This is a genomic window from Pseudomonas morbosilactucae (assembly GCF_023241715.1).
Lineage (GTDB): Bacteria > Pseudomonadota > Gammaproteobacteria > Pseudomonadales > Pseudomonadaceae > Aquipseudomonas > Aquipseudomonas morbosilactucae.
In genome coordinates this window covers 61,418-82,532 of the sequence record NZ_JALQCW010000032.1, presented here as the reverse complement: position 1 = coordinate 82,532, position 21,115 = coordinate 61,418, and the positions used below count along the sequence as shown (strand labels likewise).

Genomic DNA, 21,115 nt, shown 5'->3' with positions numbered 1-21,115 from the left:
GCGGAATTGACCTCTATATTGAGCGGGTCTGTTCCGGAAATTGAACCTGAAACCCACGCTATTAGGGAAAATGATGGCTGTCAAAGTAAGTATTGACACGGTGTCAATGATGCGCGCCGAGCTGCTCCAGGGTGTGGGCGCCAAGTACAAACGCCTGGCCCAGGCGATTGAAAAAGCCATCGCCGAGGGCACGTTCGAGCCCGCGGCCAAACTACCGCCCCATCGCTGGTTGGCGGATAAGCTGGGCGTGACCATCGGCACCATCAGCCGCGCCTACGCCGAGCTGGAGCGCCTGGGCCTGGTGGTGGCGCGGGTCGGCGACGGCACTTATGTGCGGCATTCAGGTCAGCAGCGCCCACGTGACAGCGGCTTTCGCAATGTCAGTGACGAGCCGCAGCCGTACTTCGACATGAGCCGCAACACCCATATCCCGGGCCCGGAAATTCGCTTCATGGCGCAGAGTCTGCACGCCCTGGCGGAGCAGCCGCAGCAGCTGCAGGAGATCAGCCGCTACAGCGACGAGGCTGGCCTGGGGTCTCACCGGGCGGCCGGTGCGCGCTGGCTGTCACAGGAGAATTTTGTCGCCCAACCTGAGCAGGTGATTTGCGTCAATGGTGCCCAGCATGGGCTGCACATTTCCCTGCTGGCGCTGCTCAAGGCGGGGGACACTCTGGTCACCGAGCAATTGACCTACCCCGGGTTGATCAGCACTGCACGGATGCTTGGCATCAAGCTGATCGGCCTGGCGATGGACGAGGAGGGCTTGTTGCCGGCGGCGCTGGACGAGGTGTGTCGCCAGCATCGGGTGGCAGCCTTGTTTTGCACCCCGACCATCCAGAACCCCACGGCCGCGGTGCAGTCACCGGCCCGGCGCGAGGCCATTGCCGAGCTGTGTCGCCAGCACAACCTGTTGATTCTGGAAGATGAAACCCATGCGCTGCTGGTGGATCGGCGCCCGGCGCCCCTGAGTCATTTCGCCCCCGAGCGCACGGTGCTTATCAGCAGCTTGAGCAAGGCGGTGTCGGCGGGGTTGCGAGTGGGGTTTGTGCATGGCCCGCTGCCCCTGGTCGGGCGGCTGGCGGCGGCGTTGCGCGCCACCTGCTGGATGGCCACGCCCCTGAGCCTGGAGCTGGCCACCCACTGGATCGACAGTGGCGTGGCCGAGCAGTTGCGGCAGGCGCAAATCAGCGAGATCGGCCGGCGCAAGGCGCTGGTCAGTGACCTGTTGGCGGGCTTCGAGTGGCGTAGCCCGCCGGGCAGTCCGCATTTCTGGATCAGGGTGCCCGAGCCGTGGCGGGCCTCGGAAATCGAGGCCGAATTGAAGCGCAATCACTACCTGGTGGCCACGGCTGAAGCCTTTGCCGTGGGCCAGGCCGCCGTGGCGCAGTACATTCGCGCCAGTGTCTGCAACACCCAGGCGGACGATGCTCGGCTAGAGGAAGGATTTGCGGCCCTGAGTCGGGCGTTGGCGCCTTTGTAGGCGCGGTTTTGCTGGTGAGGGGATTAGGGCGGGGCGGTTATTTGAAGCGCCGTTCCACGCCTTTTTCCACGAGGATCTTCGCCGAAATCTCTTCCACGGAAAAATGCGTGGAGTTGATGTGGGGAATGTTCTCGCGGCGGAACAGATTCTCCACTTCCCGCACTTCGAATTCGCACTGGGCGTAGCTGGAGTAGCGGCTGTTGGGCTTGCGCTCGTTGCGGATGGCGGTGAGGCGGTCCGGGTCGATGGTCAGGCCGAACAGCTTGTGCTGGTGGGCGCGCAGGGCTGCGGGCAATTGCAGGCGCTCCATGTCGTCTTCGGTCAGCGGGTAGTTGGCCGCGCGGATACCGAATTGCATGGCCATGTACAGGCAGGTCGGGGTCTTGCCGCAGCGCGATACGCCCACCAGGATCAGGTCGGCCTTGTCGTAATAGTGGGTGCGGGCACCGTCGTCGTTGTCCAGGGCGAAGTTCACCGCCTCGATGCGCTCCATGTAGTTGGAGTTGTGGCCGATGGAATGGGACTTGCCCACCGAGTACGACGAGTGCTCGGTCAGTTCCTGCTCCAGGGGCGCGAGGAAGGTGGAGAAGATGTCGATCATGAAACCATTGGAGGTCGCGAGGATCTCACGGATGTCTTGGTTGACGATGGTGTCGAAGATAATCGGCCGAAATCCGTCTTTTTCGGCGGCGATATTGATTTGTTGTACCATGGCCCGCGCTTTTTCCACGCTGTCGATGTAGGGCCGCGTGAATTTGTTGAAGGTAATGTTTTCGAACTGCGCCAACAGGCTTTGGCCCAGGGTTTCGGCTGTGATGCCGGTGCCGTCGGAAATAAAGAAAGCAGATCGTTTCATTTGCGGCTTGGGCCTTAAGCTGGTGACGATTCTTGGATATGATAGGCGCGATTTGTCGGCCGGGAATGGCCCGCATTCTCACTTATTTTCCAGGTCCAGGCCATACAGCGGGCGAACGCTCCAACGAGCAGCCCGCTTCTGAGCTTTTCCAACACAGTTAGTGGAGAGATCACCTTGGTAGAGTACGTAGTTTCCCTCGATAAGCTCGGCGTCCATGATGTAGAGCATGTGGGGGGCAAGAACGCATCCCTCGGCGAGATGATCAGCAACCTCGCGGGTGCGGGCGTATCGGTCCCTGGTGGCTTTGCCACGACGGCTCAGGCTTATCGTGATTTCCTCGAGCTGAGCGGCCTCAACGACCAGATCCACGCCGCGCTCGATGCGCTGGACGTCGACGACGTCAACGCCCTCGCCAAGACCGGCGCCCAGATCCGCCAGTGGATCATGGAAGCCGAATTCCCCGAGCAACTGAACGCCGAAATTCGCACTGCCTTCGCCGCGCTGTCGGCCGGCAACCCTGACATGGCGGTGGCCGTGCGCTCCTCGGCCACCGCCGAAGACCTGCCAGACGCTTCCTTTGCGGGCCAGCAGGAAACCTTCCTGAACATCCGTGGCGTCGAGAACGTCATCCGCGCGGCCAAGGAAGTGTTCGCTTCCCTGTTCAACGATCGGGCCATTTCCTACCGCGTGCACCAGGGCTTCGACCACAAACTGGTCGCCCTGTCTGCCGGCGTGCAGCGCATGGTGCGTTCGGAAACCGGCACAGCCGGCGTGATGTTCACCCTCGACACCGAGTCGGGCTTCCGTGACGTGGTGTTTATCACCGGCGCCTACGGCCTGGGCGAAACCGTCGTACAAGGCGCGGTCAACCCGGACGAATTCTACGTTCACAAAAACACCCTGGAAGCCGGTCGCCCTGCGATCCTGCGCCGCAACCTGGGCAGCAAAGCCATCAAGATGATCTACGGCGACGAAGCCAAGGCCGGCCGTTCGGTGAAAACCGTCGACGTCGACAAGGCTGATCGCGCCCGTTTCTGCCTGACCGACGCTGAAGTCAGCGAACTGGCCAAGCAGGCGATGATCATCGAGAAGCACTACAAGTGCCCGATGGACATCGAATGGGCCAAAGACGGCGATGACGGCAAGCTGTACATCGTCCAGGCCCGTCCTGAAACCGTGAAGAGCCGTACTTCGGCCAACGTTATGGAGCGCTACCTGCTCAAGGAAACCGGCACGGTGCTGGTGGAAGGCCGTGCCATCGGCCAGCGCATCGGCGCGGGCAAGGTGCGGATCATCAGGGACGTGTCGGAAATGGACAAAGTCCAGCCCGGCGACGTACTGGTTTCCGACATGACCGACCCGGACTGGGAACCGGTGATGAAGCGTGCCAGCGCCATCGTGACCAACCGTGGCGGTCGTACCTGCCACGCAGCGATCATCGCTCGCGAGTTGGGGATCCCGGCTGTTGTAGGTTGCGGCAACGCCACCCAACTGCTGAAGGATGGCCAGGGCGTGACTGTGTCCTGCGCTGAAGGCGACACCGGTTTCATCTTCGAAGGCGAACTGGGCTTCGACATCAAGCAGAACTCGGTGGATGCCATGCCGGACCTGCCGTTCAAGATCATGATGAACGTCGGCAACCCTGATCGTGCCTTCGACTTCGCCCAGTTGCCGAACGCCGGGGTGGGCCTGGCCCGTCTGGAGTTCATCATCAACCGCATGATCGGTGTGCACCCCAAGGCCTTGCTGAACTACGCCGGGCTGCCGCTGGACATCAAGGAAAGCGTCGACAAGCGCATTGCCGGCTACAACGACCCGGTGGACTTCTACGTCGACAAGCTGGTGGAAGGCATCAGCACCCTGGCTGCGGCATTCACGCCGAAGAAAGTCATCGTGCGCCTGTCGGACTTCAAGTCCAACGAATACGCCAACCTGATCGGCGGCAAGCTCTACGAGCCGGAAGAAGAAAACCCGATGCTGGGCTTCCGTGGTGCGTCGCGTTACATCAGCGAGTCCTTCCGTGACTGCTTCGAACTCGAGTGCCGCGCCCTCAAGCGCGTGCGCAACGAGATGGGCCTGACCAACGTCGAAATCATGGTGCCGTTCGTTCGTACCCTGGGCGAAGCCAGCCAAGTGGTGGATCTGTTGGCCGAGAACGGCCTCAAGCGCGGCGAAAACGGCCTGCGCGTGATCATGATGTGCGAGCTGCCGTCCAACGCGATCCTCGCCGAAGAGTTCCTCGAGTACTTCGACGGGTTCTCCATCGGTTCCAACGACCTGACCCAGCTGACCCTGGGCCTGGACCGTGACTCCGGGATCATTGCCCACCTGTTCGATGAGCGGAACCCGGCGGTGAAGAAGCTGCTGGCCAACGCCATTGCTGCCTGCAACAAGGCCGGCAAGTACATCGGCATTTGCGGCCAGGGCCCTTCGGACCACCCGGACCTGGCCAAGTGGCTGATGGAGCAGGGCATCGAAAGCGTTTCGTTGAACCCGGACTCCGTGTTGGAAACCTGGTTCTTCCTGGCTGAAGGTCAAGCCGCAGGCTGATCCGTGGAGCAAGTGCCGGTCGGTCTGAGCGCTGACCGGCACTTTACGATTCAAGCAGGGCGAGCTCCTTCCGGGTGCCGCCCTTTTTTGTGCAAGAAGATTATGCAAAGCAGCAGTGATTTGTTTCCCGTCGCCTTGATCAGTGCAGAACGTCGAGGCGACCTGAGTGAAGACGTCTACCGTCTGAAACCCGGCAACAGCCCGGACCCTTCTGTGGAGCTGGCCGTTACCCGTCTGGGCCTGGCCGATGAGCCCGAAGCCCGCGGGATTCCGGTGATTTTGCTTCACGGCAGTTTTTCCAACCGGCGCTTCTGGTATTCGCCTAAAGGGCTGGGGCTGGGGGCTTACCTGACGCGCGCCGGTTTCGACGTGTGGATTCCAGAGATGCGCGGTCATGGCCTGTCCCGGCGCAACGCCGATTACCGCAAGAATCGCGTGGCCGACTACGCCCGTTACGATTTGCCGGCCATCGGCGCCTTTGTGCGCGAGCAGAGCGGGCAGGTTCCCCACTGGATCGGCCATTCCCTGGGCGGCACCACCTTGGCCGCGGCCCTGGGCGGGCATTACCTGGGTGAGCCGGCTGTGGCGTCGGCGGCGTTTTTCGGCAGCCAGATCAGCCGTACTTACTGGCCGTTGAAAATTCCGCCGGTGGAATGGGGCGGGCGCTTGATCCTCAAGCGGTTTGCCCAACTGTCGGGGTCACGGCTCAAGCGCGGCCCGGAGGACGAGCCCATTGGCCTGGCCCTGGAAAGCATGCGCTGGCACGGCTTGTTTGGCCGCTTCGGCGACGCGCAGAAGGATTGGTGGGCGGGCTTGGCCGAGGTGACGGTTCCGGTCCTGGCAGTCAGTGCAGCCGGCGATCACCAAGACCCGACCTGGGCCTGCCGCAAGCTCTTCGAGCAGATGGGGGCCGAGCACAAGCAGTTCATCTGCCTGGGGCGTGAGCAGGGTTTCAGCGGTAATTTCGGTCATGTGGAGATGTTGGTGAGCAAAGAGGCGCAGACTGAGGTGTGGCCGCTGGTCGCGCGCTGGCTGCAGGAGCCACAGGTGCCGCTGTTGGCGACAGCCGTGGAGCAGCCGTTAACGGTTTGAGGCGAAGGCTCTGACAAGGGCATTTCGCTCTGTTCGGCTTGCGGCTAAGATATGACGCGTTACGCTTTTCTGGTCATATTCAGTTGTTTTGGCAACATTCTGTTCGTTCTTAAAGGGTGACGCCGGAGATCTACCTCACTTTCTATCGTGTTCTTTCTGCTACAGGAGTTTCTCGATGAACCATTACCTGACACCTGACCTGTGCGACGCCTACCCGGACCTGGTGCAAGTGGTTGAGCCCATGTTCAGCAACTTTGGTGGCCGCGATTCCTTTGGTGGCGAAATCGTCACCATCAAGTGCTTCGAGGACAACTCCCTGGTCAAGGAGCAGGTCGAGCTCAAGGGCAATGGCAAGGTGTTGGTGGTCGATGGCGGAGGCTCCCTGCGGCGGGCCTTGCTCGGCGACATGCTGGCCGAGAAAGCGGCGAAGAACGGTTGGGAAGGGCTGGTGGTCTATGGCTGCATTCGCGACGTGGACGTGATCGCTCAAACCGACCTGGGGGTCCAGGCCCTGGCTAGTCACCCGATGAAGACCGACAAGCGCGGCATTGGTGATCTGAACGTGGCGGTGACCTTTGCTGGTGTGACCTTCCGTCCGGGCGAGTATGTCTACGCCGACAACAACGGGGTGATTGTGTCGCCCAGCCCCCTGAAAATGCCTGAATAAACAGTCGACCTAGCAAGGGATGAGGATGTTCGAGGAAGAAAACGCGCAGTGGGGGCTGGTGCATGCCCTGGTGCTGGATGGTAAAGGCGGTGCGCGTTCGATTGCCCGGACTGAGCTCGACGATCTGCAACTGCAAGCCCATGAAAGCCTCTGGTTGCATTGGGATCGCAGTCATCCGCAAACCCAGACCTGGCTGCGCCGCTCCAGTGGCCTGAGTGCCTTCAGCTGTGACTTGCTGCTTGAGGAAAACACCCGGCCGCGCCTGTTGGCGTTGCCGGACTCCGAACTCTTGCTGTTCTTGCGCGGGATCAACCTCAACCCGGGGGCCGAGCCGGAAGACATGGTGTCGGTGCGTATCTTCGCCTCCGCCCAACGGGTGATCTCCCTGCGTTTGCGTCCCTTGCGCGCCACGGACGAATTGCTGGTGCAACTGGCCGAAGGCAAGGGGCCGAAAAACGCATCTGAACTCATCCTTTATATGGCTGAATACCTGACCCACAAAGTGCAGGATCTGGTCAGCGACCTGTCTGAAGTGGTCGATGAAGAAGAAGAAAAGCTGGACGCCGACGAACGGTATACCCCCGAGCACGGGAGCATTTTGCAGATCCGTCGTCGGGCTGCCGGACTCAAGCGCTTCCTGGCCCCGCAGCGGGATATTTTTGGTCAGTTGAGCCGCAGCAAATTGCCTTGGTTCGCCGATGACGATGGCGACTATTGGAACGAATTGAACAACAGCCTGACCCGCTACCTGGAAGAGCTGGAACTGACCCGAGAGCGCGTGGGGCTTGCGCTGGAGGCCGAAGACCGACGTTTGAGCGTGCGCATGAATCGCACCATGTACCGTTTTGGGGTAATCACCGGGATCTTTCTGCCGATGAGTTTTCTCACCGGTTTGTTGGGGATCAACGTGGGCGGTATTCCGTTCTCTTCGAGCCCCTACGGTTTTGCCATTGCCTGCCTGATGATGGTTTCGGTGGCGCTGGGGCAGTGGTGGTTATTCCGTCGTTTGCGCTGGGTCTGACACATGAGCCATGTGACCCGAATAAATTTGATCGCGTCTTTCACAGACATCACGAGAGGTGCGTATGCACGATCCGTTTGAACAGTCTTTGCGTGACATGCTCAAGGCCACGCCGTCCAGCCGCGACGACGATGCTTGCCTTGGCCGCGTACTGAAAACCGCCAACCGCCAGGTGGGTGCAGGCGACCTGTTCAGCTTGCTGGGCCGCTGGCTGCCGGCGCTGATGATCGCCCTCAATAACGGCTCGGCCCATATCGCGCCGGTGTCCCGTCGTAAACCTACTGCTCGCACTGCTGATAAGGCTGATTGAATATGGAACTTGATCTCTGGACTCAGAGCCTGGTCACTGCGATGACTGCCTTGTGGACCAAGGTGGCGAACTTCATTCCCAACCTGTTTGGCGCCCTGGTAGTGCTGCTGCTGGGCTTTGTCGTGGCCAAGCTGCTCGACACCTTGCTGTCCAAGCTGCTGGCCAAGTTGGGCCTGGATCGCCTGATGGGAGGCACCGGCTTGACCAAGCTGCTGTCGCGCGCCGGCCTCAAGGTGCCGATTTCCACGTTGATCGGCAAGATCGTGTATTGGTTCGTGTTGCTGATTTTCCTGGTTTCCGCTGCCGAATCCCTTGGTCTTGAGCGCGTTTCGGCTACGCTCGATATGCTCGCGCTGTATTTGCCGAAGGTTTTCGGCGCTGCGCTGGTGCTGCTGGTGGGTGTTTTGCTGGCGCAATTGGCCAATGGCCTGGTGCGCGGCGCGGCTGAAGGGGTAGGGCTGGACTACGCCAGCGGCCTGGGGCGAATTGCTCAGGGGCTGGTGATCATCATCAGTATTTCTGTAGCGATCAGTCAGTTGGAGGTCAAAACCGACCTGCTCAACCACGTGATCGTGATTGTGTTGATTACCGTTGGTCTGGCGGTTGCGCTGGCGATGGGCTTGGGAAGTCGGGAAATTGCCGGGCAGATTCTTGCCGGGATCTATGTGCGTGAGTTGTACCAGGTTGGGCAACAAGTGCGAGTTGGCGAGGTCGAAGGCCAGATCGAAGAGATCGGCACGGTTAAAACTACATTGCTGACCGACGAGGGTGAGCTAGTCTCTCTCTCCAATCGGATCCTGCTGGAACAGCATGTAAGTAGCCGCTAACCCGGCAAACCCTGCTAATGTATGCCGCCGCAAAAATGCCCCCCACCGGGCTGCGGCGGACATTGACCTGACTGTCGGCACGACTCGTTTTGAATAAAGCTCAATCGCTATCCACGCGCTACGACCCCCGCGAGCTCTCTGATGAGGAGTTGGTTGCGCGCTCGCATTCCGAGCTGTTTCACGTCACCCGCGCCTATGAAGAGTTGATGCGGCGCTATCAGAGAACCCTGTTTAATGTTTGTGCGCGTTATTTAGGGAACGATCGCGATGCGGACGATGTCTGTCAGGAAGTGATGCTGAAGGTGCTGTATGGCCTTAAGAACTTTGAGGGTAAATCGAAGTTCAAGACATGGCTATATAGCATCACCTACAACGAATGCATCACGCAGTATCGAAAGGAACGGCGCAAGCGTCGCTTGATGGACGCTTTAAGTCTTGACCCCCTCGAGGAGGCCTCTGAAGAAAAGGCGCCGAAACCTGAGGAAAAGGGCGGACTTGATCGCTGGTTGGTGCATGTCAACCCGATTGATCGGGAGATTCTGGTGCTACGTTTTGTCGCAGAGCTGGAGTTCCAAGAGATCGCGGACATCATGCACATGGGTTTGAGTGCTACAAAAATGCGTTACAAACGTGCTCTAGATAAATTGCGTGAGAAATTTGCAGGCATTGCTGAAACTTAGTTCGGCGCAAATATCTCTTACGTCTAGGTGAGTTCTGATAGACTTGCCGCCGAGTTGTCCCCCGGTATGTGGGACTGCTTTACAATCACCAGATGGGGATTTAACGGATGAAACTGAAAAACACCTTGGGCATTGCCATTGGTTCTATTGTTGCCGTGACTTCGTTCGGCGTTCTGGCGCAAGGCCAAGGCGCGGTCGAGGGTGAACTGTTTTACAAAAAACAGTACAACGACAGCGTTAATCACGTTGAAGACGGCTTCAACCCAGGCGCATCGATCGGTTACTTCCTGACCGACGACCTGTCGTTGAATGCTACCTACGACAAGACCAACCACACCCGTTCGAACGACGGTACTGGTAACCAGAAAATCAAGGGCGACAACTTCGGCCTGAACGCTCAGTACCACTTTGGTACCGTGGGTGACGCTCTGCGTCCATACGTTTCCGGCGGTGTTGCTCACAAGAGCATGACCAACGTGATCGCTGACGGTCACAGCGGCCGCGACCAGTCGACTTTCCTGACTGCAGGCGCCGGTGTTAAGTACTACTTCACCGACAACCTGTTCGCCCGCGCCGGTGTTGAAGCTGACTACAAACTGGACAACGGTAAGTGGGACTACGCTCCTACCGTTGGTCTGGGTGTGAACTTCGGCGGCAGCGGTGGCAAGGTTGCTCCAGCACCTGCCCCAGCACCAGCTCCAGTAGCTGAGCCAGCTCCAGAAGCTCCAGTAGCTGAAGTGGTTCGTGTTGAGCTGGACGTTAAGTTCGACTTCGACAAGTCCGTCGTTAAGCCTAATAGCTACGCTGACATCAAGAACCTGGCTGATTTCATGAATCAGTACCCACAAACCACCACCGTTGTTGAAGGTCACACTGACTCCGTCGGTCCTGACGCTTACAACCAGAAGCTGTCTGAGCGTCGCGCTAGCGCCGTTAAACAAGTTCTGGTCAACCAATACGGTGTTGGCGCTAACCGCGTTCAATCCGTTGGTTACGGTGAGTCCCGCCCAGTTGCTGACAACGCAACTGAAGCTGGCCGCGCTGTTAACCGTCGCGTAGAAGCGTCGGTAGAAGCTCAAGCTAAGTAATTAGCCTGCAGCTCTGAAAAACCCGGCCTAGGCCGGGTTTTTCTTTGCCTGAAATTTGGTCTCCAGGGCGCTGCGGGTGCGGCGCTGGGCTGGCTCAGGCAGACTGCATCGCCTCGGTCAGCGGCAGTGCCTGGCTCGCGGTCTCGGCCGCTACGGCACCGATCACCAGGATGGCCGGGCTCTTGAGTTGGAAGTGCAGCGCATCCTGCTCCATGGCTGTCAGGTCGCTGCGGCATTCCCGTTGGTGGGGCAACGAGGCGTTCTCGATCATCGCCACCGGGGTATCGGCCGCCAGGCCGCCTTTAAGCAGTTCCTGACGAATCTCCGCGAGTTTCGCCACCCCCATGTAGATCACCAGCGTCGTGCCGCTTTGCGCCAGTGCTTGCCAATTCAGGCTGCTGTCGTCCTGGGTGTGGGCGGTGACCAGGGTCACCCCGCGAGCGACCCCGCGCAGGGTCAGGGGAATATCGCAGCGGGTGGCGCCCGCCAACCCGGCAGTGATGCCGTTGACCAGTTCTACCTCGATGCCTTGGGCTTTCAGCCACTGGGCCTCTTCACCGCCGCGGCCGAAGATGCACGGGTCGCCGCCCTTGAGACGCACCACCGACTTACCCTGGCGGGCATAACGCAGCATCAGGCGATGGATGAACGCCTGGGGCGTGGAACGGCAGCCTCCGCGCTTGCCCACAGGAATGATCCGCGCGCCCTGGCAATGGCTCAGCACCTCGGTGTTCACCAGGTCGTCTACCAGCACCACGTCGGCTTCGTTCAGGGCGCGTACCGCTTTGAGGGTCAGCAGTTCGGGGTCACCCGGGCCTGCGCCCACCAACCAGACTTTTGCACTCATGTTCAGGTCCTCTCGACGGTGTATTCCGGGCCGGGTGCTGTTGGCGCACAAACAAAAAAGGCGTCCCGCCAGTAATCTAGCGAGGACGCCTTTGTCCGGTCCCGTGTTCGGGAACGCCCGTCCTTCGTCGTTGAAGGCCGGGCTTTATGTGTGTTGGTAATGCAGATGCAGCGCTTGTGCCAACCTGCACAGGGCAGGGTTTTTCTGTGTATTGGCCAGGTTTTATTCAGGTTAAAGGAACGGTTTTGCACCGTTTTGACGCGCGCTGCCTGGTTATCGAGCGAGGCTCCGAGTTGCCGTTAGCCTTGATGCAGCAGCGCGTACAGCAACAGCAGGTTGATCAGCAGCGAGCCCAGGGCCAGGGTGCGCCAGACTTTCAGCGGTTCCCGTTCCAGCAGCGGCCGGGGGCGCACGCTGAGGCTGTGGCGCTCGCCTTTCTCCAGTACCAGCAACCACTCTTCCGACGTTTCAAAGCGCTGCCCTGGGTCGGCGTTGACGGCCCGCTCCAGGCTGCGTTCCAGCCAGTCCGGCAGGTCCGGCCGATAGCGGCTAGGGCTGATGGGTTGGGCAAAGCGCGGGCGTTGGAAGGCTTCGATCTCGCCAAAAGGGTAATGCCCGGTCAGCAGGTAATACAGGGTCACGCCCACGCTGAAGAGGTCTTGCTGTGCGGTTGGCGCCTCGCCGTTAAAGGCTTCGGGTGCAATGTAACTGGGAGTGCCGGGCAGCAGATGGGCCTGGTCTTCCGACAGCCCCGGGCAGTAGGCGAGGCCGAAATCCAGCAGGCGCAATTCACCGTCGTCGCCCAGCAGCAGGTTGTCCGGCTTGATGTCGCGGTGGAGGATTTGCCGTCGGTGCAGCAGGCCCACTGCGCGCAGCAGGCGCTCGGCCACGTTCTGCCATTGCGGCAAGGGCAGTGGCCCGCTTTGCTTGAAAATATCGGCCAGGGTGGTGCCCGGGTATTCGCGCATCACGTAGTACAGGTGCTGGCGCGTGAGGGCCGAATGCACCTCGGGAAAATGGCGCCCTGCGACCCGCCGTAAAAACCACTCTTCTGACAGCAGGCTTTGCCCGGCGTGTGGGTCGTCGTGCAGGTGTTCGGGCAGGGTCTTCAGCAGCCAGGGCTGTTGCTGGGCATCACGTACCCGGTAGAGCAGCGATTGCTGGCTCTGGCCCAGCAGGCTTTCGACCTGCCAGCCCTCAAAGTCCTGGCCCGGTTTCAGCGCGGGTGGCAATGGCCATTGTTGCAGGTGGATCAAGGCGTCGCCGATGGTGCCCTCGCCGAGGGCGTCGACCTGTATCAGCAGCGCGCTGGCATTGTCCTGGCTGCCGGCCAGGTGGGCGGCGTTGACCAGGGTCTGCACTGCGCTGTCGAGGTCGGGCTGGTCCCGCAGAATGGCAGCGATGGCGGTGTCGCCCAGGGTGGCCCAGACACCGTCGCTGAGCATCAGGAAGCTCTCATCCTGGCGCAGTTCGCCGTCGAGGAAGTCCACCACCAGATGCTGATCCAGGCCCAGGGCGCGCTTGAGCACATGCTGCATGCCCTGTTGCTCCCAGACGTGGTCCACGCTGATCCGTTGCAACTGGTCGGCATGCCAGCGGTAAACCCGACAGTCGCCTACATGGGCCAGGGTAAAGCGCCGGCCACGCAGGATCAGGGCGCTGACGGTGGTCAGCAGAGGCTGGCCGCCGCCATTGGCCTGGAGCCAGCGATTCTGCGCCAGCAGCAGGCGTTCCAAGGCTTGGGCCACGCCCCAGGTTTCCGGGGTGGCGTAGTAATCCAGGGCCAGGGCTTGCAAGGTCGAACGGGCGGCCAGGCCGCCATCGGCGCATTGGCTGACGCCATCGGCGATGGCAAACAGCAGCCCTTTGCTGGCCGCCAGCCCCGGCTCGGGGGTCACCAGGCGCAGGGCGTCCTGGTTTTCCGTGCGGGGGCCAATGGCACTGGCCTGGGCGTGACGCAGTTGCAGGCTCATCGAAGGTTCAGACCCGCGCTGCGGTGACGGCGGCCGAGCCCCAAGTGGTTCTCCAGCGACGTTTCACCCCGTGCAGGCCGAACCAGGCCAGGATGCCCAGGGCGGCGAACAGCCACAGGGCCACTTGGTAGCTGCCGGTGCTTTGTTTGATCGCACCCATGCCCGCTGCCAGGGCGAAGCCACCGATGCCGCCAGCCATGCCGATCAGCCCGGTCATTACCCCGATTTCCCGGCGGAAGCGCTGCGGTACCAGTTGGAACACCGCACCGTTGCCGGCACCCAGGCCGAGCATGGTGCAGACGAACAAGGCCAGGGCCGCGTAGGAACTCGGCAGGTTGAAACCCACTGCGGCAATGCAGATCACGGCCACGCTGTACATCGCCAGCAAGGTGCGGATGCCACCGAAACGATCCGCCAGGGCGCCGCCCAGCGGGCGCATCAGGCTGCCACCAAAGACACAGGCAGCGGTGTAATAGCCGGCGGTCACCGGGCTCAGGCCGTATTGGTCGTTAAAGTAGCCGGGCAGGGCGCTGGCCAGGCCGATAAAGCCGCCGAAGGTCACGCAGTAGAAGAACATGAACCACCAGCTGTCGCGGTCGCCCAGGGCCTTGAAGTAATCAGCCATGGATTTGGCCTTGGGGCGTTCCGGGGCATTCTTGGCCAGCCAGGCAAACACGATCAGGGTCAGGATCAGCGGGATCAGGGCGAAACCGAACACGTTGCTCCAGCCGAAGGCGGCCGCCAGCACCGGGGCGATCAGCGCGGCCAGCACGGTGCCCGAGTTACCGGCGCCGGCGATGCCCATGGCCTTGCCCTGGTGCTGTGGCGGGTACCATTGCGACGCCAGGGGCAGGGCCACGGCGAAGGAGGCACCGGCCATGCCGAGGAATACCCCCAGCAGCAACGCTTGCTCGTAGCTGTGGATCCCCAGTTTCCAGGCGCCGAACAGGGCGCAGATGACAATCACCTGGCCGATCAGGCCGGCGGTCTTCGGCGACAGACGATCGGCCAGCAGGCCCATGGCGAAGCGCAGGATGGCGCCGGCGAGGATCGGCGTGGCCACCATCAGCCCGCGTTGCTGGGTGGTCAGTTGCAGGTCGGTGGCAATTTGTACGGCCAGCGGGCCGAGCAGGTACCAGACCATGAAGCTCAGGTCGAAGTACAGAAAGGCCGCGAACAGGGTCGGGGTATGGCCGGATTTCCAGAAGCTTGAATTCATCGCGCACCTCAGCTGATAAAAGTCTCGTAGGGAGTCATGAGCTTTCAGGTGGAGCGCCTTGGCGGCCGCACCACCGGCCCCGTTCTCTGGGGCCAAAACAAAAAAAACGCCGCAACCCGATTCGCCTGGGCGAGAAGGGTGTGCGACGTCTTTGTCGTAGGTGGGGCAACCGCCGTTGGTTACCTGTGAGGTTTACTTAGCAAGAGCTGAGCCAACAGCGTTGGTTAGCCGAGCAGCTCGCTCATGGCGATGATCTGCTCCGCCACCTGGATCAGCTTCTGCTGCCGGCTCATGGCCTGGCGACGCATCAGGGTGTAGGCCTGTTCTTCGTTGCAGTCTTTCATTTTCATCAGCAGCCCCTTGGCCAGCTCGATGCGCTTGCGCTCGGCCAGTTGCTGGTCGCGGGCCTGCAGCTGGGCGCGCAGGGCCTGGTCGCTTTCGAAGCGGGCCATGGCCACGTCGAGAATGGGTTGCAGGCGGTCGGCCTGGATGCCTTCGACTATATAAGCGCTGACCCCGGACTTGATGGCCTGGCGCATGACGCCGGGGTCGTGCTCGTCGGTGAACATCACGATCGGGTGCGGTTGGTCGCGGCTGACCAGCACCACTTGCTCCAGCACATCGCGGCTGGGTGACTCGGTATCGATCAGGATCACGTCCGGACGCACCGTTTCGACTCGCGCCGGCAGGTCGATGGTCAGGCCTGACTCGTCGATCACTTCAAAACCGGCTTCCACCAGAGCGGCCTTGAGACGGCCGACTTTCTTTGCGGTGTCGTTGATCAGCAGGATACGCAACATGGTCACAGGCTCCTGTCAGCGGCTGGCGAGCAGCGGGGTGCTGTCGTTCAAAGCGTGGAGCTTGAAGCTGCGGGCATAGGCGGCGGGGTCGCTGCCGTCCCAGACCTTGCCGTCGATCAATTGGCTGCTGCGCAGGTCTTGGCTGCCCGGGGCGACGCCGACCGCCGTGGCGGCTTCCCGATACAGTGGCAATTGCTGCACCTGCCGGGCCACGGCCAGGTAATCCGGGTCCTCGCGCAACAGGCCCCAGCGGCGGAACTGGGTCATGAACCACATCCCGTCGGACAGGTACGGCAGGTTCACCGCGCCGTCGTTATGAAAGCGCAGGGCGTGGGGGTCTTGCCACTGGTTGCCGAGGCCGTCGAGGTAGTGCCCGAGCAGTCGCGGCTCAATGCTCTCCAGCGGTGCATCCAGGTATTGGCTGGCGCTCAGCAACTGGGCGGTGCTCCGGCGGTTTTCCTGGTTTTCTTCGATAAACCGACTGGCCTCCAGAATCGCCATCACCAAGGCTCGGGCGGTGTTGGGGTATTGCTCGACAAAGGCGCGGGTGCAGCCCAGGACCTTTTCCGGGTGATCGGGCCAGATGGCCTGGCTGGTGGCCAAGGTGAAGCCCAGCTCCTGGTTCACCGCGCTGGCGCTCCAGGGCTCGCCCACGCAAAAGCCATCGATGCGTCCCGCTTGCAGGTGGGCGACCATTTGCGGCGGCGGCACCACCACGCTGTCGACATCCTGCAGCGGGTGAATACCCTGGGCGGCGAGCCAGTAATACAGCCACATGGCGTGGGTGCCGGTGGGGAAGGTCTGGGCGAACGTCAGCTTTGCCCTGCTTTGGCGCACGTGGCGATCCAGTGCTTCAGGACTGGTCACGTTCCGGCCCTGCAGCTCCCGGGACAGGTTGATGCTCTGGCCGTTCTGATTCAGCCCCATCAGCACGGCCATGTCGCAGGGGTTGACCCCGCCGATGCCCAGGTGCACGGCGTAGATCAGGCCGTACAGGCTGTGGGCGGCGTCCAGTTCACCGCTCACCAGTTTGTCCCGCAGGGTGGCCCACGAGGCCTGGCGCTTGAGGTTCAGGGTCAGGCCGTAAGGCTGGGCGAACCCCTGGGTTGCGGCGACCACCACCGAGGCGCAGTCGCTCAGGGCCATGAAACCGAGATTGATCTCGGTCTTTTCCGGGGCATCGCTGCCATTGACCCAAGCCAGTGGGCTGACGGGTAATTCATTCATGGGGTAGGCACCTTGCAAAAAAAAAGCGCCGCAGCCGGGCATCGGGTAATCCCAAGCCGGTGACGACGCCATTGTCCTCTTTCGTACAGCGAGAGACTCATGCCGTCGTTGGCATGAGTGTTGATGAGCAAGGTTGGTGCAAGGCATATGCCATTCAACGCTGATTTCACCCGGCGCCTCGCCTGGAGCCCTCGGGCCCGGCTATAATCACCGCCTCATTTCGCCGCCTACCGAGTCAATCCCGCCCATGTATACCCTGGCCCGCCAGCTGTTGTTCAAACTCTCCCCGGAAACTTCCCACGACCTGTCCCTGGACCTGATCGGTGCGGGCGGGCGCCTGGGGCTTAACGGTTTGCTGTGCAAGGCGCCGGCGCAGGTGCCGGTGAAGGTCATGGGCCTGGAGTTTCCCAACCCGGTGGGCTTGGCGGCCGGCCTGGACAAGAACGGTGCGGCCATCGACGGTTTCGCTCAGTTGGGTTTCGGCTTTGTCGAGATCGGCACCATCACCCCGCGTCCGCAGCCGGGCAACCCCAAGCCGCGGATTTTCCGCTTGCCCCAGGCTGAAGCCATCATCAACCGCATGGGCTTCAACAACCTCGGTGTGGACCACTTGCTGGCCCGTGTTGCCGCCGCCAAATACAAGGGCGTGCTGGGGATCAACATCGGCAAGAACTTCGACACGCCGGTGGAGCGTGCAGTGGACGACTACCTGATCTGCCTGGACAAGGTCTATGCCCACGCCAGTTACGTGACGGTCAACGTCAGCTCGCCCAACACCCCGGGCCTGCGCAGCCTGCAGTTCGGTGAGTCGCTAAAGCAATTGCTGGCGGCCTTGAGCGAGCGGCAGAAGGTCCTGGCCCTGCAACACGGCAAACACGTGCCCCTGGCGATCAAGATCGCCCCGGACATGACCGATGAAGAAACCGTTCAAGTGGCCCAGGCCCTGATTGAAACCGGCATGGACGCGGTCATTGCCACCAACACCACGTTGAGCCGGGTGGGTGTCGAAGGCATGGAGCATGGCGACGAGGCGGGCGGCCTGTCCGGCGCGCCAGTGCGCGACAAGAGCACCCACACGGTCAAGGTCCTGGCGGCGGAGCTGGGCGGGCGTTTGCCGATCATTGCCGTGGGCGGTATCACTGAAGGCAAGCACGCGGCAGAGAAAATCGCCGCCGGTGCCAGCCTGGTGCAGCTGTATTCGGGTTTTATCTACAAGGGCCCGGCGCTGATTCGCGAGTCGGTGGACGCCATTGCGGCGATGCGCTGAGGCTCGGAAGGGCGACTTGAATCGCAGGCATTAAAAAGGGCTCCTTGAAGGAGCCCCTGGGCCGAAGCCCGCCGCCCGGATAGGACGCGCATGGTTGATCGTTGTAACGCTTCAGAGGTAGGTGTCGGGATTGTTGCCCTGATTAGCCGACAGCACGAAGTTCGTTGAGTCTGTGGATGCCCGCAGTGCCTGTCATACCGTCCCAGTTGTCGCCGCGTCCTTCTCGCCAGCCGTTAATCCAGGCTTGGCGTACCGACGGTAGAGTAAATGGGCAAAGCTCACGGGACTTGCCGTTAACGCCATACTGATATCCGCGTAAAAATGCTCTTTCCAACGGATCACGCTTTAGTCTTCTCATAGGGTGTTTCCCTCACTTGTTGACTGTCTTATGTCCTGTCGACCTTCGCTGAGGTCGGGCAGATTGCTTCTGCCGTTGGTGCTCGCTGCCGGCGTCGCGAGCCTGATCGTTGACGTCATTGCGGCGTCAACCTGAGGTGAGTTCTAACCAATAGGTCACAGCAAGTGAATGATCGTTTTGTCATAAGGACGTCACGATTTGCGTGGTAAGGCCATAAGAATGGCGTGCCCCGGCACCGTGTTTTTTGCCCAAACCCCGCTATTATCAGCCTCTCGCTGGGATGGTAGGGTTAATGCTTTAGTGAGAATGGCGACCGCCTGCACTCGAGTACTATTCGACGAAGGGTCGAGTTATGACCATTTGTTGCGCTGACTTTTTTATCTGTTCCGGCCTCTAAGCTCTTTTGACCCGTGCGGTCGTGAGTTGGCCGGGGTGGGACGGCACAGTTTCGTGCCACGCGAGCGCTCTTGCAGAAAAGCGCTTGATTGAAAACCGAACGGGCGATGCGTTGCCCGTTCATTTATTGCCAAAGGCCCTGGAATTCCCATGTCGGATCGTTACGAACTCTTCCTCACTTGCCCCAAAGGCCTCGAAGGCCTGCTGATCGAGGAAGCCGTCGGGCTTGGCCTTGAGGAAGCGCGCGAGCACACCTCCGCTGTGCGCGGCATGGCCGACATGGAGACCGCTTATCGCCTGTGTCTCTGGTCGCGCCTGGCCAACCGCGTGCTGCTGGTGCTTAAACGCTTCCCGATGAAGGATGCCGAGGACCTCTACCACGGCGTACTGGACGTGGAATGGCAGGATCACATGCTGTCCGATGGCAGCCTGGCGGTGGAGTTCAGCGGCCATGGCTCGGGCATCGACAACACCCACTTCGGCGCCTTGAAGGTCAAGGACGCCATCGTCGACAAACTGCGCACGCCGTCCGGCGAGCGCCCGTCCGTGGACAAGCTCAACCCGGACCTGCGCATTCACCTGCGCCTGGACCGTGGCGAAGCCATCCTGTCCCTCGACCTCTCCGGCCACAGCCTGCACCAGCGCGGTTACCGCTTGCAGCAAGGCGCGGCGCCGTTGAAGGAAAACCTGGCGGCGGCGATCCTGATTCGCGCCGGTTGGCCGCGCATTGCGGCCGATGGCGGCGCACTGGCTGACCCAATGTGCGGTGTGGGCACCTTCCTGGTGGAAGCGGCGATGATCGCGGCCGACATGGCCCCCAACCTCAAGCGCGAACAGTGGGGCTTCACCGCCTGGCTCGGCCACGTGCCGGCCCTGTGGCGCAAGCTGCACGACGAGGCTTCGGCCCGGGCCCAGGCCGGACTGGCCAAGCCACCGCTGTGGATTCGTGGTTACGAGGCTGACCCGCGGCTGATCCAGCCGGGCCGCAACAACGTCGAACGTGCCGGCTTGAGCGAGTGGATCAAGATCTACCAGGGCGAAGTGGCGACCTTCGAGCCGCGCCCTGACCAGAACCAGAAAGGCCTGGTCATCTGCAACCCTCCGTACGGCGAGCGTCTGGGTGACGAGGCCAGCCTGCTGTACCTCTACCAGAACCTCGGCGAGCGCCTGCGCCAGGCCTGCCTGAACTGGGAAGCCGCGGTGTTCACCGGCGCCCCGGACCTGGGCAAGCGCATGGGCATCCGCAGCCACAAACAGTATTCGTTCTGGAACGGCGCCTTGCCTTGCAAGCTGCTGTTGATCAAAGTGCTGCCCGATCAGTTCGTCACCGGCGAGCGTCGCACCCCGGAACAGCGGCAGATCGAGCGCGAGCAGGCCCAGGCCGAGGCTGAGATCCAGGCCGCCCCGCAAGAGCGCCAGTACAACAAGAACGGCAACCCGATCAAACCCACGCCGGTGCCGGCACCGGTGGTGGAGCAGGCGCGCCTGAGCGAGGGCGGCCAGATGTTCGCCAACCGCCTGCAGAAGAACCTCAAGCTGCTGGGCAAGTGGGCCAAGCGCGAAGGCGTCGAGTGCTACCGCGTGTACGACGCCGACATGCCTGAGTACTCCCTGGCCATCGACCTGTATCACGATTGGGTGCATGTCCAGGAGTACGCTGCGCCCAAGTCGGTGGACCCGGAGAAGGCCCAGGCCCGTCTGTTCGACGCCCTGGCTGCCATCCCCCAGGCCCTGAACGTCGACAAGAGCCGCGTGGTGATCAAACGCCGCGAGCGCCAGAGCGGCACCAAGCAGTACGAGCGCCAGAGTGCCCAGGGCAAGTTCACCGAGGTCACGGAAGGCGGGGTCAAGCTGCTGGTCAACCTGACCGACTACCTGGACACCGGGTTGTTCCTCGACCACCGGCCAATGCGCATGCGCATTCAGAAAGAGGCGGCCGGCAAGCGCTTCCTCAACCTCTATTGCTACACCGCCACCGCCAGTGTGCACGCGGCCAAGGGCGGGGCGCGCAGCACCACCAGCGTCGACCTGTCGAAAACCTACCTGGACTGGGCGCGGCGCAACTTCTCCCTGAACGGCTTCTCTGACAAGAACCGCCTGGAGCAGGGCGATGTGATGACCTGGCTGGACAACTGCCGCGACGAGTTCGAGCTGATCTTCATCGACCCGCCGACCTTCTCCAACTCCAAGCGCATGGAAGGTGTGTTCGACGTGCAGCGCGACCACGTGCAATTGCTCGACCTGGCCATGGCTCGCCTGGCGCCAGGCGGCGTGCTGTACTTCTCCAACAACTTCCGCAAGTTCCAGTTGGATGAAAACCTCGAGGCCCGTTACGCCGTTGAGGAGATCACTGCAAAAACCATCGACCCGGACTTTGCCCGCAACGGCAAGATCCACCGTGCCTGGAAAATCACCCCGCGCTGAGTGGGGCTGCAACCACGGAACCTTGATTTTTCA

Annotated in this window: 18 protein-coding genes; 11 read left to right on the top strand and 7 right to left on the bottom strand. The window is 61.5% G+C overall.

Going from position 1 to position 21,115, the window contains the following annotated elements:
* Nucleotides 1-73 precede the first annotated feature (73 nt).
* On the top strand, nucleotides 74-1,480 hold the full coding sequence (locus tag M1B34_RS14500; RefSeq protein ID WP_268265493.1) for an aminotransferase-like domain-containing protein: 1,407 nt from the start codon (nucleotides 74-76) through the stop codon (nucleotides 1,478-1,480).
* A gap of 37 nt (nucleotides 1,481-1,517) precedes the next feature.
* Here the strand turns inward: M1B34_RS14500 and ppsR are convergent, their stop codons facing one another.
* Nucleotides 1,518-2,336, bottom strand: a complete 819-nt coding sequence (gene ppsR, locus M1B34_RS14495) for a posphoenolpyruvate synthetase regulatory kinase/phosphorylase PpsR (protein WP_123330525.1) — start codon at nucleotides 2,334-2,336, stop codon at nucleotides 1,518-1,520.
* Nucleotides 2,337-2,510: 174 nt separating this feature from the next.
* Here ppsR and ppsA point away from each other — a divergent pair, with 174 nt between their 5' ends.
* From ppsA to M1B34_RS14455, 8 genes are all read left to right on the top strand, one after another.
* A complete protein-coding gene (ppsA, locus tag M1B34_RS14490) occupies nucleotides 2,511-4,886 on the top strand; it encodes a phosphoenolpyruvate synthase (protein ID WP_268261767.1) in 2,376 nt (791 codons plus the stop codon).
* 102 nt (nucleotides 4,887-4,988) lie between these two features.
* Nucleotides 4,989-5,978 (top strand): alpha/beta fold hydrolase, encoded by a 990-nt coding sequence (locus M1B34_RS14485; protein WP_268265492.1) that lies wholly within the window; start codon nucleotides 4,989-4,991, stop codon nucleotides 5,976-5,978.
* A 175-nt stretch (nucleotides 5,979-6,153) separates the two neighbouring features.
* Nucleotides 6,154-6,645: a ribonuclease E activity regulator RraA gene (gene rraA / locus M1B34_RS14480; protein ID WP_123330531.1), complete on the top strand. Its 492-nt coding sequence runs from the start codon at nucleotides 6,154-6,156 to the stop codon at nucleotides 6,643-6,645.
* 25 nt (nucleotides 6,646-6,670) lie between these two features.
* Entirely contained in the window at nucleotides 6,671-7,666 is a 996-nt protein-coding gene (locus M1B34_RS14475) for a zinc transporter ZntB (RefSeq protein WP_123330533.1), read from the top strand.
* 64 nt (nucleotides 7,667-7,730) lie between these two features.
* Nucleotides 7,731-7,976 (top strand): CrfX protein, encoded by a 246-nt coding sequence (locus tag M1B34_RS14470; RefSeq protein ID WP_123330535.1) that lies wholly within the window; start codon nucleotides 7,731-7,733, stop codon nucleotides 7,974-7,976.
* Between the two features lie 2 nt (nucleotides 7,977-7,978).
* Entirely contained in the window at nucleotides 7,979-8,803 is an 825-nt protein-coding gene (locus M1B34_RS14465) for a mechanosensitive ion channel family protein (protein WP_123330537.1), read from the top strand.
* Nucleotides 8,804-8,892: 89 nt separating this feature from the next.
* Nucleotides 8,893-9,483 (top strand): RNA polymerase sigma factor SigX, encoded by a 591-nt coding sequence (sigX, locus tag M1B34_RS14460; protein WP_123330539.1) that lies wholly within the window; start codon nucleotides 8,893-8,895, stop codon nucleotides 9,481-9,483.
* A 107-nt stretch (nucleotides 9,484-9,590) separates the two neighbouring features.
* Complete coding sequence (locus tag M1B34_RS14455) at nucleotides 9,591-10,571, top strand: OmpA family protein (protein ID WP_123330541.1); 981 nt, start codon at nucleotides 9,591-9,593, stop codon at nucleotides 10,569-10,571.
* A 94-nt stretch (nucleotides 10,572-10,665) separates the two neighbouring features.
* Here M1B34_RS14455 and cobA read toward each other — a convergent pair whose 3' ends face one another.
* The 5 genes from cobA to M1B34_RS14430 all read right to left on the bottom strand — a co-directional run bounded on the left by cobA (nucleotide 10,666) and on the right by M1B34_RS14430 (nucleotide 16,637).
* Nucleotides 10,666-11,418 carry a uroporphyrinogen-III C-methyltransferase gene (cobA, locus tag M1B34_RS14450; protein ID WP_268263064.1) on the bottom strand — a complete coding sequence of 251 codons (753 nt, stop codon included), beginning with the start codon at nucleotides 11,416-11,418 and terminating at the stop codon, nucleotides 10,666-10,668.
* Nucleotides 11,419-11,717: 299 nt separating this feature from the next.
* Complete coding sequence (locus tag M1B34_RS14445; protein WP_268263065.1) at nucleotides 11,718-13,391, bottom strand: bifunctional protein-serine/threonine kinase/phosphatase; 1,674 nt, start codon at nucleotides 13,389-13,391, stop codon at nucleotides 11,718-11,720.
* A gap of 7 nt (nucleotides 13,392-13,398) precedes the next feature.
* Entirely contained in the window at nucleotides 13,399-14,610 is a 1,212-nt protein-coding gene (locus M1B34_RS14440) for a nitrate/nitrite transporter (protein ID WP_123330547.1), read from the bottom strand.
* A 224-nt stretch (nucleotides 14,611-14,834) separates the two neighbouring features.
* A complete protein-coding gene (locus M1B34_RS14435) occupies nucleotides 14,835-15,410 on the bottom strand; it encodes an ANTAR domain-containing response regulator (RefSeq protein ID WP_123330549.1) in 576 nt (191 codons plus the stop codon).
* Between the two features lie 15 nt (nucleotides 15,411-15,425).
* Nucleotides 15,426-16,637, bottom strand: a complete 1,212-nt coding sequence (locus M1B34_RS14430) for a CmpA/NrtA family ABC transporter substrate-binding protein (RefSeq protein ID WP_268265491.1) — start codon at nucleotides 16,635-16,637, stop codon at nucleotides 15,426-15,428.
* A gap of 247 nt (nucleotides 16,638-16,884) precedes the next feature.
* Between M1B34_RS14430 and M1B34_RS14425 the strand changes: the two genes are divergently transcribed.
* The gene (locus tag M1B34_RS14425; RefSeq protein WP_268263066.1) at nucleotides 16,885-17,904 is read left to right on the top strand and encodes a quinone-dependent dihydroorotate dehydrogenase; all 1,020 of its coding nucleotides are present in this window, start codon (nucleotides 16,885-16,887) and stop codon (nucleotides 17,902-17,904) included.
* Between the two features lie 142 nt (nucleotides 17,905-18,046).
* Here the strand turns inward: M1B34_RS14425 and rmf are convergent, their stop codons facing one another.
* Complete coding sequence (rmf, locus tag M1B34_RS14420; RefSeq protein WP_016965693.1) at nucleotides 18,047-18,262, bottom strand: ribosome modulation factor; 216 nt, start codon at nucleotides 18,260-18,262, stop codon at nucleotides 18,047-18,049.
* A gap of 546 nt (nucleotides 18,263-18,808) precedes the next feature.
* Between rmf and rlmKL the strand changes: the two genes are divergently transcribed.
* Nucleotides 18,809-21,082, top strand: a complete 2,274-nt coding sequence (gene rlmKL / locus M1B34_RS14415; RefSeq protein ID WP_268265490.1) for a bifunctional 23S rRNA (guanine(2069)-N(7))-methyltransferase RlmK/23S rRNA (guanine(2445)-N(2))-methyltransferase RlmL — start codon at nucleotides 18,809-18,811, stop codon at nucleotides 21,080-21,082.
* Nucleotides 21,083-21,115: the final 33 nt, after the last annotated feature.